The organism is Rhodopila sp., from assembly GCF_965277165.1.
In the GTDB taxonomy this organism is placed as follows: domain Bacteria; phylum Pseudomonadota; class Alphaproteobacteria; order Acetobacterales; family Acetobacteraceae; genus Rhodopila.
This window is the reverse complement of the sequence record NZ_CBDICE010000006.1, coordinates 2,183,197-2,198,469: the sequence shown is the minus strand read 5'-3', so window position 1 is coordinate 2,198,469 and position 15,273 is coordinate 2,183,197. Positions and strand designations below refer to the sequence as shown.

Here is a 15,273-nt window from a genome sequence, read left to right as displayed (position 1 = left end):
GGCACCGAGTTTCGCCAGTATCACCATAAGTGCAAGAGCTCGGCCCGTCTTGGCCCATGCCGTCTTGGCCCATGTCGTCTTGGCCCATGTCACGTTGCTATCAGTCGGATGTGCGATCCGCCGCTATCTGCGTTACAACTGCATCGCAATGTGCTGACAAGGCGGTATCGTGCGACGAGAAAGCATTCTGATGATCTGGGTCGGCGGCCTGGTGCTGGCAGTGGTACTCTACCTGGTCGGACCCGACCGATTCCTCGACGCCTGCCTCAACTTGTACAACGCGATCGACGCGGCGTTGCGCGGCCTGGTCGCGATGCTGGGGGCGCAGACCTACAGCGTGGTCCGAGCGCTGGCCATCGCGATCTATGTGGTGTTCGTCGTGCTGGCCGTGCTGGCATCGCAGCGGGGGCATCGCGGGTTCGCCGCGCTGTTGATTGTCAGCGCGGTCTTCCTGATCATGGTCTGGCGTCCATACGGCGCCTATCCGGTTCCGATCGGCCGCTGGCTCGCCGCCCTGGCGCTGGTGGTGATCGGCGCCGTGGTGATGACCCAACGCCTGACCCTCAGGCCGTTCAACCGCGACCGACCGTTGCCGCCCTATCCGCCCGGAGGCCGCCCGCAATGAACCCCGACACCGCGAGGCCAGGCTCCGAGGCCGCCCTCGCGCGAAACCCCGATCAGGGCGCCATCGGGCCGGAGGGCGCCCCGGCGGTCGTCTCCGCCACCCAGCAAGGCGCCAGGGCGGCCCTGGCGGTCGTGCTCATTGGGTTGGGGCTGTGGACGCTGCACCGCTACGTGCCGGCACTGATCTGGGCCGCCATCCTGGCGATCGCGGTCTGGCCGCTGTACCAGCGCGCCATCCGCCGCTGGCCGCCGGGCAAGCACAACATCCTGCTGCCGTCCGTGTTCACCGTGCTGATCGCGCTGCTGTTCCTGGTTCCCCTGGCAATGGTTGCCGTGCAAGCCGGCAAAGAGGTGCATGGCGTGATCAACCACATCGCCCAGGCCCGCTCCGACGGCATTCCACCTCCGGAATGGCTCTCCCACCTGCCAATCGGCGCCCGGCAAGCCACCGACTGGTGGCAGGCGAACCTGGCCAACCCGGATGCCGCCAACGAACTGCTGCGCCGCGCCCGCCAGTCGCAGCTGGTATCGAACAGTCGAGAGATCGGCGCCGATATCGCTCATCGCGCGGTGCTGTTCGGCTTCATGCTGTTGACGCTGTTCTTCCTGTTCAAGGATGGCGAGGGCCTCGGCAACCAGTTGCAACGCGCCAGCGCTCGGGCGTTCGGACCGGCCGGCGAACGCATCGGCCGGCAGATGATCGCCTCGGTGCACGGCACGGTCGACGGCCTGGTGCTGGTCGGCCTGGGTGAGGGCTTCATCCTGGGCATCGGCTACGTCATCCTTGGCGTGCCGCACCCCACCTTGTTCGGCCTGTTCACCGCGATCGCCGCGATGGTGCCGTTTGGTGCGGCGGTGGTGTTCGGGATCGCGGCGCTTATCCTGCTGATTCAGGGATCAGTGGTCTCCGCCATCATCATCGGCGCGGCCGGCATGGTGGTGACGTTCGTCGCCGATCACTTCATCCGCCCGACGCTGATCGGCAGTGCTACCCGGCTGCCGTTCCTCTGGGTGCTGCTGGGAATTCTGGGCGGGGTGGAGACCTGGGGGCTGCTGGGCCTGTTCCTCGGCCCGGCGATCATGGCCGCGCTGATGCTGCTGTGGCGCGAATGGGCCGCACGGCGCCCGGCGGCCTGACCGACAGCAGCTTCAATCCTCGGTCGCGACGCGCAGACGCTGCGCATAGACATTGATCACCAGCGCGGCTAGCAGGATCAGCCCCCGGATCAGGATCTTCAGGAAGCTGTCGATGTTGTTCACATGATCCAGGCCATTGTTCAGCACACCGAGCACGAAAAGCCCGACAAGGGTGTTGCCGATGCCGCCGCGCCCGCCGAACAGGCTGGTGCCGCCGACCACCACCGCGGCGATCGCATCCAGCAGATAGCTGTCAAACTCGTTCTGCTGGGCTGAACCGAAATGCGCCACACCCAGCATCCCGGCGATGCCGGAACAAACCGCAGAGATAACCATCACCGTGTTGATGACCCGCTTGACGTTGATGCCGGAATATTCCGCCGCCTCGCGGTTCCCGCCGACGATGTAAACATAGCGGCCGAAGCGCGTATAGGTCAGCACGAAATGGGCCGCCAGCAACAGAGCCGCCGCGACGATCACGATCCAGGGCACGCCGCCCAATGACCTCGACCCCAGCGTCGCGATCAGGTCGGGCACCTTGTAGGCGATCTGGCCGCGCACCAGCAGCGCCGAGATGCCGGCCGCGATCTGCATCATCGCAAGCGTCATGATGAAGGACGGAATGCCGATCAGGGTGACACCCAACGCATTCACCAGGCCCAGCACGGCGCAGGCCAGCAGTGCAAGTCCGATCGCCACTACGCCCGGCAGCGGCAGGTTGGCAATGTTCACATAAGAATCCTGCGCGGTGAAATAGGCAACCACGATGCCAGTGGCATTGGCGATGCCGGCAACGGAGAGGTCGATCTCGGCGCATAGGATGACGAACGTTAGTCCGACCGCGATGATCCCCGTCACCGACACCTGGGTCAGGATATTGCCGACATTGTCCAGCGTCGCGAACGACGAGCTTGCTACGCTGAAAAACACGACCAGGCAGATCAGGGTGATCAACGGCGCGATGTTGCGCATCTGGCTGCGCAGCAACGAACCAAGCCCGGCGCGCCCCCGACGCACTTCGCCGGTCCCTTCAGCGCTCATCCCGGACTGCTTTGCATCAAGAGTTTCATCGTAGCCTAGGCCGCCTCCAGCAGGCGATCCTTGCTGATCAGCTCGTCGGCGAATTCGCGCACGATCACCCCTTTCTTCATCACGATAATCCGGTCCGCGAGCGACAACACCGTTTCGGGTTCGGTTGACGCGACCACGACGGCAAGACCCCGGTCGCGTAGTCCCCGCACGATCTTCACGACGTCTTCCTTGGCTCCGACATCCATGCCGCGCGTCGGCTCCGAAAGGATCAGCAGCCGCGGCGGGAACGTCAGCCATTTCGCCAGCCCGACCTTCTGCTGGTTGCCACCCGACAATGACCCAAGTCGCGTCTCGACACCGGGTGGCCGGATCTGCAGCGCCTTCACCTGGGTGCGCGCGATATCCTGCTCGGCGGCCGGCTTGAGCAGCACGCGGGAAATCCGCCCGAGCACGCTGACCGATATATTCTTGTAGATCGGTTCCTCGAGAAACAACATGGAACGCCGGCTCTCCGGAACGAACGCAATGCCGGCTCGGCACGCCGCCGCGGTGCTGGCGAACCGCACCTCGCCGCCCGCCAGCCGCAGCACGCCGCGATCGGGCCGCAGCTTGCCGAACAATGTCCGCACCAATTCAACCTGGCCGCATCCCATGAAACCGTAGATCCCCAGCACCTCGCCGGCGCGCGCCGTCAGCGAGACGTCGCGATAGGCGGGGTCGAGTGACAGCGCCTGGGTTTCCAGCACGGTCGCCGCATCGCGGTGGCTGTCGAGCCGAATGTCGCTGCGGTAGCTGTCGCCCAACTCCTGATGGCCGGCGCCGATCATGCGCTCGATCAGCTCGGTCTTGCCGGTCTCGGCGGTGGGCGTGGTGGCGATCCGGCGACCGTTGCGGAACACCGTGATGGTGTCGGACACCAGCAGGATGTCATCGAGGAAATGCGAAATGAACACGATCGAGCGGCCCTCGTCGCGCAGGCGACGCAGCACCGCGAATAAGCGCTCGACCTCGGGTGGCGACAACGCCGAGGTCGGCTCGTCGAGGATGATGATGCGCGCGCCGGAAAACAACACGCGCGCCAACTCCACCATCTGCTGCAATCCGATCGGCAGCTCGCCAATCCGCATACCCGGATCGATGTCGAGGCCGAGCCTGGCGAGCTGGCGACGCGCCTCGCGCGCCATCCGGCCCCATTGCATCAGGCCGGCGCCGTTGACCGGCTGGGCGCCCAGGAAGACGTTCTCCGCCACCGAAAGATCAGGCGCGATGCTGAGTTCCTGATGCACCATGCCGATTCCGCCGGCCAGCGCGTCGCGCGGCGATCGGAAATGGACCGGCTGGCCGTCGAGCCGGAATTCGCCGCCAAAGTCGCCGTGGACGCCGGCGATGATTTTCATCAACGTCGACTTGCCCGCGCCGTTCTCCCCAACCAGGCCATGAATTTCCCCGGTGCGCAGCAGGAAATCCACGTCGCGCAGGGCTTCGACCCCGCCGAACGACTTTGAAATGCCAATCAGTTCAAGCAGCGCCGTCGCCATCTCAACACTCGCCGCCGGCCCGGCCGGATCGCGCCGGCCGATACGTGCCGAAAAGATGCTTCACCGCAATGGACTCGTCAGTCAGATCAGGAAGTGCTCTTCCATCCACGCCATGCCGGGCGCGTTGTTCTTGGTCACCACCGGACCGTCGACGACGATGTTCTTCGGGATCCCCTGGCCGGTTTTTTCGCCGTTCAAGGCCGCGACGCCGGCGACGATCGCCCCACCATGGATGCGGCAGGAAGGGTTGCGCACGGTGGCGAACATCCGCCCCTCGGCGACCGCATTGAGCGCCGCGGGCATCGCATCGACACCACCGATCAGGATGTTGGTGCGGTTATGCGCCTTCATGATGTTATAGGCCGCCAGCGCCATGTCGTCGTTGTGGAAGAATGCCGCGTCGATCTTCGGATACTTGGTCAGGTAGGTCTCCCAAAGTTGGGCCGACTTCGAAACACTCCAATCCGCCGGCTGGGTTTCCAGCACCTTGATGTTCGGGTAGTGCTTGACGACTTCCTCAAAGCCTTTCGCCCGGCCCTGCGCGCCGGTATGGCCCAGCGCGCCTTGCGTCATGATGATGTTGCCCTTGCCGCCGATCGCGGTGACCAGCGCCTGGGTCACCGCCGAACCCATGAACACGTTGTCCGGGGCCAGGAAGGCATGCACCTTGATCTGGTCGAGCGGGGCGATCAGCGTGTCCATGTCGATCACCGGGATGCCGGCGTCGATCATCTTCTGCACCGGCTGGATCAGCGTGCCGATGCCGAACGCCTGAATCGCCGCGAAGTCCCATTTCTGCGAGGCCATGTTGTCGATCGCGGCGCGCTGCTTCACCGCGTCCAGTTCGCCGTCAAACCACGTCACCTCGACGTTGTACAGCTTGCCCCAGTATTCCGCCGCCTGTTTGCCCTGCGCGCACCAGGTCGCCTGCAACCCGGCATTGGAGAACGCGGCTTTCAGCGGCTTTTCGGACCGCCCCACCGCTGCGGCCAACGCCGGACTGGCGCCGAACCCACCCAGCAGCGCTGACGCAGCGGCCGCCGTGGCAGTGGCAGTGGCGAAAAAATCGCGACGTGAATGTGGCAGCCCGGTTTTGTTTTCGGACACGTTTCACTCCCTATCGATCCTCGCCCGCTGAAGCGCCCATCGGCCGATAGCTCGAAGCGCCCCAGGGGCTCGTTTTGTCGCATGATCAGCGCGTTTGGAACGTTTTGCCCGACGCGATCATGCTCTTGGTAACCTGGACCACAAGACTGTGGCATATTCGGCGTGACGAAACTAGGCGGCGCGTTGGCCGTCGCCAGCCTCATGCAACGACGTCGCTCAGACCTCGGTCAGCACGTCCTCGATCCGGATCGGCACCTTGCGAACCCGCACCCCGGTGGCGTGATACACCGCGTTGGCGATCGCCGCGGCAACGCCCACCATCGGCAACTCGCCGATGCCCTTCGCCCCCAGCGGGTTGGAGTTTGTGTCGTCGTTCGGCACCACGATGGTCTGGATATCGGGAACGTCGGCGTTCACCGGCATCAGATACTCCGCCACGTTGCTGTTGACGATCCGACCGGTTTCGCCATCCACCAGTGTCTCCTCCAGCAGCGCCATGCCGATGCCGTAGGTGATGCCGCCGATCAACTGGCTGCGCGCGGTCTTGGCGTTCAGGATGTGGCCGGCGTCGAACGCGCCGACGAAACGGCTGACCCGGATCTCGCCCAGGTCGGGATCGACCCGCACCTCGGCGAACTGGGCACCGAAAGCGTGCATCGAAAATTTCTGCTTTTCCGCACCGGGCCGGGTCCCGGCCTCGGCCTCGACGAACGATCGGTTGCCGCGCTCCAGCAGCGCCGAGATCGGCACCCGGCGATCCGCACCGATCACCAGTCCATCGCTGATCCGCAGCGCATCGCGCGACTGGCCGCGCCAACCCGCATCGGCGTCGGCCAGCGCCAGGTCCTTGATCTTGTCCACCAGCGCCCGACAGACCGCCAGCACGCTGGGCGCGACGCTGGCCACGGTCATCGATCCGCCGGAAACCGGGGCAGGGGGCAGGTCGGAATCACCAAGTTCGAAACGAATCCGCTGCATCGGCACACCGAGTGTCTCCGAGGCCACCTGCGTCATCACGGTGTACGTGCCGGTGCCGATATCCTGGGTTCCGCACTGCACCACGACGCTGCCATCCCGGTCCATCCGGGCCTTGGCGGAGGACGGCATCCGATTGGTCGGATAGGTGCTGGTGGCAAACCCCCAGCCGATCAATATATTTCCATCACGCATCGAACGCGGGCCGGCCGAGCGCTTTTCCCAGCCGAATGCCTCGGCGCCTTGCTGGTAGCAAGCCCGTAGCGCCTTGCTGGCGAACGGCTTGTTCTCGTGCGGGTCGGTCTCGGCGTAGTTTCGCAGCCGAAACTCGATAGGATCCATCTTCAGTCCGACAGCCAGCTCGTCCATCGCCGATTCCAGCGCGAACACGCCCGATGCCTCGCCCGGCGCCCGCATATAGGTCGGCAGCGACGCATTCAGCGCCACCAGGCGGTGAGTCACCCCGACATTGGGACAGGCATACAGCATCTCGGTCGCCAGCCCGACCGATTCGCAGAACTCACCCAGAGACGGTTGCGACATGGAACTGAAACCATCATGCCGGACCGACACCAACGACCCGTTGATATCCGAAGCCAGCTTCAGCTTCTGGATGGTCCGCGGCCGATAGCCGTTCGAGGTGAACATCTGCGCCCGGGTCAGCACCAGCTTGACCGGCCGCTTGACGGTGCGCGCCGCCAACGCCGCCAAGGTCGCCGGCGGCCACGTGTTGCCCTTGCAGCCAAAGCCGGCACCAAGATAGGGGCAAAGCACCCGCACGTCGGACTTGTCGATGCCGAACTGACCAGCCAGCGCCGCCTGAGTACCGGAAATCCCCTGCGTCGTCGTCCAGACCGTCAGCTTGCCGCCGTTCCAGGCCGCGATCGTGGCGTGCGGCTCGATCGGATTGTGGTGCTCGATCGGCGTAACATAGGTCGTATCGAGCTTCACCGCGCCGCTGTGGAAGGTGCCGTCCGGATCGCCGCGATTAGAATCGGGCGGCCGCTGACCGTTGCGGAAGTGCTTCGGTTTATACGCCTGCCCCAGCATGGCGTCCATCGAGGTGCTGGGTTCGCCGCGGTGATAATGGACGCCCACCGCCGCGGCCGCGGCCTGGGCCTGCTCCAGCGTTTCGGCAACCACCACGCCGACGTGCTGGCCGTTGAACAAGATGTCGTCGTTCTGCAGCAGCGGGCCGACCATCGCCTGCGGAACGTTGGCGGGATGTGACAGCCGGGCCGCATTGTCCGGCGTGATGATCGCCAGCACCCCCGGCATGCCCTGCGCCTCACGCAGGTCGAAGCCGGCAATCGATCCAGCGGCTATGGTGCTTTGCACCAGAACGGCGTGTACCACGCCGGGAACGCGGAACTCGGCGGCGTACCTGGCCGCGCCGGTTACCTTCAAATGCCCATCGATACGATCGATCGGCCTGCCGATCATGGCTTCCATCGACGCCTCCTCAGGCCGCTACGGTTTGCAGCGCGCGCAGCACGGAACGGCGCAGCAGCACCAACTTGAACCCGTTCATCCGCGCCGCCCTCGCTCCGGCGCCCGACAGTCCGGCCGCCTGCTTCAGGCTGGCAGCATCGGCCGGCTTGCCGATCAGCGCCGCCTCGACCTCGGGCAATCGCCACGGTTTGGTGCCGACCCCACCCGCGGCCACCCGAGCCGCGCGGATGCTGCCGGCGTCAATATCCAGCGCCACCGCCGCGGAGACCACCGCGAATTCGAAACTCGCTCGGTCGCGCACCTTCAGGTAGTGCGAGCGCCGAGCCATCGCCGAAGCCGGCAGGTCGATCCCGGTGATCATCTCGCCCGGCCGCAGCACCGTTTCGATATCCGGAGTATCGCCCGGAAGCCGATGAAAATCTCCGATCGCCACCTTGCGCGTGCCGTCGGCGCCGGTCAGCGTCAGTTGCGCATCCAGCACCGTCATCGCCACCGCCATGTCACCCGAATAGGTGGCGATGCAGTGCTCGCTCCCGCCCAGGATGGCGTGCATCCGGTTTTCCCCATTGATCGCCGGACAGCCCGAACCCGGAACCCGCTTGTTGCACGCGAAACCAGTATCGCGGAAATAACCGCACCGCGTCCGCTGCAGCAGGTTGCCGCCCATCGTTGCCATGTTGCGGATCTGTGGCGAGGCAGAGGCCAGCAGCGCCTGCGACAGCACCGGCCAGCCCTGAACCACATCCGGATGCGCCGCCACGTCGCTCATCCTGGCCAGCGGCTCCAGATGCAGCCCCTCGGCACTGGCGCGGATTCCCATCATGCCAAGCGGCTCAAGATCGATCAGCCGGGTCGGCGTCTCGATGTCATCCTTCGCCAGTTGCAACAAATCCGTTCCGCCAGCAATATACTTCGCCCGCGCCCGCGCGGCGGCGGAGATCGCCCCCCTGGTGTCGGACGGGGCTTCCAGCGTGAAGGCCTGCATCGCTCAGCCCTCCCGCGCCGCTTGCCGCACGGCGGCGACGATATTCGGGTACGCCCCGCAACGGCAGATGTTGCCGCTCATCCACTCGCGGATCTGGTCGTCGCTGCCGGCGTGGCCTTCCTTGATCAGCGCCGCCGCCGACATGATCTGGCCGGGCGTGCAGTAGCCGCACTGGAACGCGTCGTGCTGCATGAAAGCGGCCTGCACCGGATGCGGATGGGCCGGGCTGACGGCCAGGCCCTCGATGGTGGTGATCGCCTTGCCCTGGCAGCGCGAGGCCAGCGTCAGGCACGACACCACCCGACGCCCGTCCAGATGCACGGTGCAGGCCCCGCAGGCGCCACGGTCGCAGCCCTTCTTGGTCCCGGTCAGTCCGGCATGCTCGCGCAGCGCATCCAGCAGCGACGTCCGGTGATCGACCGTCAGATGCGCGGTCTTGCCATTCACCCGCAGCGTCACCGGCGTAGTTTGCGCCACTCCGAGCGCATGACCCTGCGCCGGGGAAGCATCATCGGCCCGCGCCAGCGGCGACGCCAGCGCCGCTCCCCCGGCCGCCCCGGCAATCACGCCGCGCCGCGTAATGGATGTATCCATGACTTTCTCCGCCTAATGCGCCGGTAATTGGGAACGGAGCCGGGTGGTTCGGCTCACAATCGGGTGCGATGCCGCCGACGAACGCTCCTGAGCGGTTAATTATCGGTAAGAATCTCGAAGGCCAAGTCGGGCGTCTCGGCCTTTACCAACCGCGCGACCCGCTCCTGATCGCGGAACCGTCGCGATATGGCGGCCAGCGCGGCGACGTGGGACGCCTCGGCCGAGGCCGGGATCAGCAGCACGAACACCAGACGAACCGGCTTGGCGTCGATCGCATCGAAGTCGATCGGCCGGGCCAGCCGCAACAGCAGACCCAAGTAGCTTTGCACGCCCTCCAGCCGGGCATGCGGCAGGGCGAACCCGGCCCCAAGCCCGGTCGATCCAAGCTGCTCCCGAGCCATCAACGCGGCCTCCACCGCGTCGGGCTGCAACGCCGGCACCAGGCGCCGGAAGGTCCGCCCGATTTCGCCCATCAATTGAGCCTTGTCGCGGGCCCGCGCATCCAGCACGATCCGGTCGGGCGTAAGAAGGTCGGCGATGTCCATTCAGGCTGGGCGTCCTAATCGTTGATCCGTAACCGGTAGCCTACCCCGGTTTCCGTCAGAATGTGGACAGGCCGCTCCGGGTCGGCTTCGATTTTCTGCCGCAGCGCACGCACATAGATCCGCAGATACTGCACATCGGTGTCGCCACCCCACACCTCACGCAGAATCATCTTGTGGGTCAGCACCTTGCCCGCATGTTGCACCAGCAGCCGCAGCACGGCGTATTCGCGCGGCGAGAACTTCACCTCCGCGCCACGCACGGTGACGATGCGGCGCACCAGATCGACGCTCAGGTCGCCGCCGCGGAAAATCGGTGTCTCGCCTTCCTGCTGCAACCGATGGCGCTGCGCCGCCCTGATCCGAGCCAGCAATTCATCGATGCCGAACGGCTTGGTGACGAAGTCGTCGGCGCCCAGGTCGAGTGCATCGACCTTGGCTGCCTCGTCGCTGCGGCTGGACAGCACGATGATCGGCACCGCCGACCCCGCGGCGCGAATGCGGCCGATGACCTCGGTACCGTCAATGTCGGGCAGGCCAAGGTCCAGCACGATCAGGTCGGTGGCTTTGCGGCGGGCGATATCGACCGCCGGAAGCCCGTCTTCGATGTCAGTGACGACGTAGCCCTGGCTGGACAGCCCGGCGCGCAGAAACCGCCGGATCGCCGGCTCATCGTCCACCACCAGAACCCGCAGCGGCACGCTACCTGAGGTCACGGCGCGGCCCTCATGATGTGGTCGCCTCAACCTCGGGCGGCAGCGCGTCGATCGGCACCGGCAGGGTGATGACGAACACCGCGCCCGGCCTATCGTTGCGGTTTCGCGCCGATATAGTGCCGCCCATCGCCTCGACGAAGCCGCGGCAGATCGCCAGGCCCAGCCCCGTTCCGGCGCGCCGGCGATCGCCGCCCGCGCGATGGAATTTCTCGAAGATCCGCTCCAGCTCCGCCCCCGGGATGCCCTCGCCCTCGTCGATGATGCGAAGCGTCACGGTATCGGCGTCGCGGCTGGCCGCGTTGATGGTCAGGTCGCGGCTGGCCGCGATGGTGATCAGGCTGCCCGCGGGCGCGTGCTTGGCGGCGTTGTCCAGCAGGTTGAACAGCACCTGCTCGAACAGCACCATGTCCAGCGCCAGCAACGGCAGATCAGCCTCCAGGTCGAGCTTGACGTGGTGCGCCGCCAGGATGTTGGACGCGCGATGCAACGCCGACCCGACCACGTCGGCCAATTCGGCAAGACCGGTGCGTGGCGCCAGGGCGCCCGATTCCAACCGCGTCATGTCCAGCAGATTGCCGATGAACCGGTTCAGCCGGTCGGACTCCTCGATAATGGTGCCAAGCAGCACCTGTTTGGTCGGCGCGTCCAGCATAACGTCCTGCGACCGCAGGCTGCTGGCCGACCCCAGGATCGAGGCCAGCGGGGTGCGCAGGTCGTGCGAGATCGACGTCAGCAGCGCCGAACGCAGCCGGTCGGTCTCCACTTGCAGGCGCGCCAGGTGCAGGTCGCGCGCCAGGTTCACCCGCTCGATTGCCAGCGCCGCCTGATCGGCCAAAGCGTCCAGCAGTCGCTGCTGATCGGGCGTCAGCAAGGGTCCAGGCTCGTCGCGGATGATGCCCACTACGCCCAGCGGGCCGCGCCCGGTGCGCAACGGCTGGAAAAGCCATTTGCCGCCCGGCAACGTGTCCGATCCGCGGCCGGCGATGTGGTTCTTCTCCCACGACCATTTGGCGGCGGCGAGGTCGGCTTCGTCCAGCATGTCCTCGGGCGGGAACCCGGCCCGAACCGCGATGCTGCCGCGCGCGCCACCGGCTTCCCCGCCAGCCGGCCTGCCCACTGCCTTATCCTCCGCCGGAGGCAGCAGCAACACCACGCGCACCTTCAGCATCAGCGCGATCTGGTGCGCGGTGGCCCACAGCAGATCGTCCAGCGTCACCGCCACCGCCAGCTTCCGGCTGAACTGATACAAATCGTCGGTATGACGTGCACGCAGCCGAGCCGACAACGCCTGGCCGCGCACCCGGGCGGCCAGATTGCTGGCGATCACCGCGACGACGGCGAAGAAGAACAGCGCCACCACGTTGTCGGGTTCGGCGATGGTGAAGGTATACAGCGGCGGCAGGAAGAAGAAGTTGTACGCCAGCATGGCCACCAGGCAGGCCAGCAGCGACGGTCCCAGGCCTTCCAGCACCGCCCCGATCAGCACCGCCGTCAGGAACACCAGGGCGGTGTTGGTCACTGCCAGCCACTCGCGCAACGCGATCCCGATCGGCACCGCCGCCAGCACCAGCGCCGTGGCGACCACGAACGGCCAGGGATCGAACCCTGAGGCCGAGCCGACCGTGACCGGTGACGCCAGGGCATCGCCGCGTTCGGGAGGAACCTCGATCACATGGATATTGATGCCGCCGGCGCGATTGATCAGGCGCTGGGTGATCGCGCCGCCCAGCAACTGCCGCCAGCGTGGGCGCTGCGACTTGCCGACGATCAGATGGGTGACGTTGTTGGCCCTGGCATAGTCGATCACCGAATCGGCGACGTCCTGACCGGGGATCAGCACCGGCTCCGCGCCCAGCCTTTCCGCCAATCGCAGAGCCACTACCACGCTGTCCTGTTCGGCGGCGTTGGTTCGGGCGGCGCCAGTGGTCTCGACGTTGATCGCGGTCCACGGCGCGCGCAACTGGTCGGCGAGGCGCTTGGCATGGCGCACCGTGGCGGTGGCCTTACGGCCGCCCTGGACACAGACCAGAACGCGCTCGCCGGCGGCCCACGGGCCTTCGATGGCGTGGCTGCGCATATAGTCGACCATCTGGTTGTCGACCCGCTGTGCCGTGCGCCGCAACGCCAGTTCCCGCAGCGCCGTCAGGTTGCCGGCGGCGAAGTAGTGCCGCACCGCACGCTCGGCCTGCGCCGGCACATAGACCTTGCCGTCCTTCAGCCGCTGGATCAGGTCCTCCGGAGTCAGGTCGATCAGCTCGATGTCGTCGGCACGCTCGATCACCGAATCGGGCACCGTCTCGCGCACCCGGATGCGGGTGATCCGCGCCACCACGTCGTTCAGGCTCTCGACGTGCTGGATGTTCAACGTGGTATAGACGTCGATGCCGGCCGACAGCAGTTCCTCGACATCGAGGTAGCGTTTCGGATGGCGGCTGCCGGGCGCGTTGCTGTGCGCCAGTTCATCGACCAGCACCAGCCGCGGATGGCGCGCCAGGATGGCATCGAGATCCATCTCCGTCAGCGTGCGCTCGCGATACGCAATGCTCTGCCGCGGAATGGTTTCCAGCCCTGCGATCAACGCCTCGGTCTCGGCTCGGCCGTGGGTCTCGACCACGCCGATCACCACGTCCACGTGCTCCCCCCGCCGCCGCTGCGCGGCCGACAGCATCTCATAGGTCTTGCCGACACCCGGCGCGGCGCCGAGGAAGATCTTCAGCCGGCCGCGCTGTGACTTCTCCGCCTCTCGCAGCAGCGCTTCCGGCGAGGGGCGCCGGCCGCCGTTCGCGCTATCGCCCATTGCTTGTCCGTTTCAGGGCTTGTCCGTTTCAGGGCTTGTCCGTTTCAGGGCTTGTCCGTTTCAGGGCTTGTCCGTTTCAGGGCTTGTCCGTTTCAGGGCTTGTCCGTTTCAGGGCTTGTCCGTTTCAGGGCTTGTCCGTTTCAGGGCTTGTCCGTTTCAGGGCTTGTCCGTTTCAGGGCTTGTCCGTTTCAGGGCTTGTCCGTTTCAGGGCTTGTCCGTTTCAGGGCTTGTCCGTTTCAGGGCTTGTCCGTTTCAGGGCTTGTCCGTTTCAGGGCTTGTCCGTTTCAGGGCTTGTCCGTTTCAGGGCTTGTCCGTTTCAGGGCTTGTCCGTTTCAGGGCTTGTCCGTTTCAGGGCTTGTCCGTTTCAGGGCTTGTCCGTTTCAGGGCTTGTCCGTTTCAGGGCTTGTCCGTTTCAGGGCTTGTCCGTTTCAGGGCTTGTCCGTTTCAGGGCTTGTCCGTTTCAGGGCTTGTCCGTTTCAGGGCTTGTCCGTTTCAGGGCTTGTCCGTTTCAGGGCTTGTCCGTTTCAGGGCTTGTCCGTTTCAGGGCTTGTCCGTTTCAGGGCTTGTCCGTTTCAGGGCTTGTCCGTTTCAGGGCTTGTCCGTTTCAGGGCTTGTCCGTTTCAGGGCTTGTCCGTTTCAGGGCTTGTCCGTTTCAGGGCTTGTCCGTTTCAGGGCTTGTCCGTTTCAGGGCTTGTCCGTTTCAGGGCTTGTCCGTTTCAGGGCTTGTCCGTTTCAGGGCTTGTCCGTTTCAGGGCTTGTCCGTTTCAGGGCTTGTCCGTTTCAGGGCTTGTCCGTTTCAGGGCTTGTCCGTTTCAGGGCTTGTCCGTTTCAGGGCTTGTCCGTTTCAGGGCTTGTCCGTTTCAGGGCTTGTCCGTTTCAGGGCTTGTCCGTTTCAGGGCTTGTCCGTTTCAGGGCTTGTCCGTTTCAGGGCTTGTCCGTTTCAGGGCTTGTCCGTTTCAGGGCTTGTCCGTTTCAGGGCTTGTCCGTTTCAGGGCTTGTCCGTTTCAGGGCTTGTCCGCTTCAGGGCCTATCCGCTTCCGGCTTGGTTCCTGACCAACCGCCAGACGGTCGCCGGTCCGGCTCAAGAATGATTTAGCGCATCCAGAGCCATGTTCAACCGCAGCACGTTGACATGGGGCTCGCCGATCAGCCCGGCGATACGCCCGGTGACGTGATCCTGCACCAGTTGGCGCACCTGCTGCTCGGGCAGCTTGCGCGCCTTGGCCACGCGCGGCACCTGAAACAACGCCGCCGCCGGCGAGATGTCGGGGTCGAGCCCGCTGGCCGAGGTCGTCACCAGGTCGATCGGCACCGGCGTTCCGGGGTTCTCGGCGTGCAGCTTGTTTGCATCCGCGCTCACCCGGTCCAGCAGTGCCTTCGAGGTCGGGCCAAGATTAGACCCGCCCGAGTTGGCGGCATTGTATGGCGCCGGCACCGTCTTGCTGGCGTCGTTCGGGTCGGTGTCGGTGGTGGCGGACGGACGGCCGTGAAAGTAGTTAGCGGCGGTGAAGTTCTGCCCGATCAGAGTGGACCCGATGACCTTGCCGTCACGCTCGATCAGGCTGCCATTGGCTTGGTGTGGGAAGATAACCTGGGCGATGCCGGTCATCGCCAACGGGTAGGCCAGGCCAGTCAGGATCGTCATACAGGCGATCATCACGATAGCGGGACGGATTTGCTTGAGCATTGTCGTTGTCCTAGGCAAAGGATTTGCACGCAGATAAACACGGATGAACGCGGATCGAGTGAGTAAAGCCCGCCGAATCTTACCTTC

General features: G+C 65.4%; 12 protein-coding genes. 2 read left to right on the top strand and 10 right to left on the bottom strand.

What is annotated here, in order from left to right; genetic code table 11:
- The first annotated feature begins 190 nt into the window (after positions 1 to 190).
- Positions 191 to 625 (top strand): hypothetical protein, encoded by a 435-nt coding sequence (locus ACQY4Y_RS22295; RefSeq protein ID WP_428492763.1) that lies wholly within the window; start codon positions 191 to 193, stop codon positions 623 to 625.
- On the top strand, positions 622 to 1,761 hold the full coding sequence (locus tag ACQY4Y_RS22290) for an AI-2E family transporter (RefSeq protein WP_428492762.1): 1,140 nt from the start codon (positions 622 to 624) through the stop codon (positions 1,759 to 1,761). Before ACQY4Y_RS22295 ends, ACQY4Y_RS22290 begins: the two co-directional genes overlap by 4 nt.
- Positions 1,762 to 1,773: 12 nt before the next feature.
- On the opposite strand, the gene ACQY4Y_RS22285 is transcribed toward ACQY4Y_RS22290, so the two are convergent.
- The 10 genes from ACQY4Y_RS22285 to ACQY4Y_RS22240 form a co-directional block, all read right to left on the bottom strand.
- A complete protein-coding gene (locus tag ACQY4Y_RS22285; protein WP_428492761.1) occupies positions 1,774 to 2,802 on the bottom strand; it encodes an ABC transporter permease in 1,029 nt (342 codons plus the stop codon).
- A 35-nt stretch (positions 2,803 to 2,837) separates the two neighbouring features.
- Positions 2,838 to 4,331 carry a sugar ABC transporter ATP-binding protein gene (locus ACQY4Y_RS22280; protein WP_428492760.1) on the bottom strand — a complete coding sequence of 498 codons (1,494 nt, stop codon included), beginning with the start codon at positions 4,329 to 4,331 and terminating at the stop codon, positions 2,838 to 2,840.
- An 81-nt stretch (positions 4,332 to 4,412) separates the two neighbouring features.
- Positions 4,413 to 5,438 (bottom strand): sugar ABC transporter substrate-binding protein, encoded by a 1,026-nt coding sequence (locus ACQY4Y_RS22275; protein WP_428492759.1) that lies wholly within the window; start codon positions 5,436 to 5,438, stop codon positions 4,413 to 4,415.
- A gap of 216 nt (positions 5,439 to 5,654) precedes the next feature.
- Positions 5,655 to 7,865, bottom strand: a complete 2,211-nt coding sequence (locus ACQY4Y_RS22270) for a xanthine dehydrogenase family protein molybdopterin-binding subunit (protein ID WP_428492758.1) — start codon at positions 7,863 to 7,865, stop codon at positions 5,655 to 5,657.
- Between the two features lie 10 nt (positions 7,866 to 7,875).
- Positions 7,876 to 8,850: an FAD binding domain-containing protein gene (locus tag ACQY4Y_RS22265; RefSeq protein ID WP_428492757.1), complete on the bottom strand. Its 975-nt coding sequence runs from the start codon at positions 8,848 to 8,850 to the stop codon at positions 7,876 to 7,878.
- A gap of 3 nt (positions 8,851 to 8,853) precedes the next feature.
- Positions 8,854 to 9,444: a (2Fe-2S)-binding protein gene (locus ACQY4Y_RS22260; RefSeq protein ID WP_428492756.1), complete on the bottom strand. Its 591-nt coding sequence runs from the start codon at positions 9,442 to 9,444 to the stop codon at positions 8,854 to 8,856.
- A gap of 95 nt (positions 9,445 to 9,539) precedes the next feature.
- A complete protein-coding gene (locus ACQY4Y_RS22255; RefSeq protein ID WP_428492755.1) occupies positions 9,540 to 9,989 on the bottom strand; it encodes a PTS sugar transporter subunit IIA in 450 nt (149 codons plus the stop codon).
- A 14-nt stretch (positions 9,990 to 10,003) separates the two neighbouring features.
- Positions 10,004 to 10,702 (bottom strand): response regulator, encoded by a 699-nt coding sequence (locus ACQY4Y_RS22250; protein WP_428492754.1) that lies wholly within the window; start codon positions 10,700 to 10,702, stop codon positions 10,004 to 10,006.
- A 10-nt stretch (positions 10,703 to 10,712) separates the two neighbouring features.
- Positions 10,713 to 13,499 carry an ATP-binding protein gene (locus ACQY4Y_RS22245; protein WP_428492753.1) on the bottom strand — a complete coding sequence of 929 codons (2,787 nt, stop codon included), beginning with the start codon at positions 13,497 to 13,499 and terminating at the stop codon, positions 10,713 to 10,715.
- A 1,081-nt stretch (positions 13,500 to 14,580) separates the two neighbouring features.
- Positions 14,581 to 15,186: a K(+)-transporting ATPase subunit C gene (locus tag ACQY4Y_RS22240; RefSeq protein WP_428492752.1), complete on the bottom strand. Its 606-nt coding sequence runs from the start codon at positions 15,184 to 15,186 to the stop codon at positions 14,581 to 14,583.
- Positions 15,187 to 15,273: the final 87 nt, after the last annotated feature.

Coding starts and splice junctions, on each gene's coding strand:
- ACQY4Y_RS22240 (WP_428492752.1), bottom strand. CDS start 15,186: ATGCTCAAGCAAATCCGTCCCGCTATCGTGATGATCGCCTGTATGACG.
- ACQY4Y_RS22295 (WP_428492763.1), top strand. CDS start 191: ATGATCTGGGTCGGCGGCCTGGTGCTGGCAGTGGTACTCTACCTGGTC.
- ACQY4Y_RS22290 (WP_428492762.1), top strand. CDS start 622: ATGAACCCCGACACCGCGAGGCCAGGCTCCGAGGCCGCCCTCGCGCGA.
- ACQY4Y_RS22255 (WP_428492755.1), bottom strand. CDS start 9,989: ATGGACATCGCCGACCTTCTTACGCCCGACCGGATCGTGCTGGATGCG.
- ACQY4Y_RS22285 (WP_428492761.1), bottom strand. CDS start 2,802: ATGAGCGCTGAAGGGACCGGCGAAGTGCGTCGGGGGCGCGCCGGGCTT.
- ACQY4Y_RS22270 (WP_428492758.1), bottom strand. CDS start 7,865: ATGGAAGCCATGATCGGCAGGCCGATCGATCGTATCGATGGGCATTTG.
- ACQY4Y_RS22265 (WP_428492757.1), bottom strand. CDS start 8,850: ATGCAGGCCTTCACGCTGGAAGCCCCGTCCGACACCAGGGGGGCGATC.
- ACQY4Y_RS22245 (WP_428492753.1), bottom strand. CDS start 13,499: ATGGGCGATAGCGCGAACGGCGGCCGGCGCCCCTCGCCGGAAGCGCTG.
- ACQY4Y_RS22280 (WP_428492760.1), bottom strand. CDS start 4,331: ATGGCGACGGCGCTGCTTGAACTGATTGGCATTTCAAAGTCGTTCGGC.
- ACQY4Y_RS22260 (WP_428492756.1), bottom strand. CDS start 9,444: ATGGATACATCCATTACGCGGCGCGGCGTGATTGCCGGGGCGGCCGGG.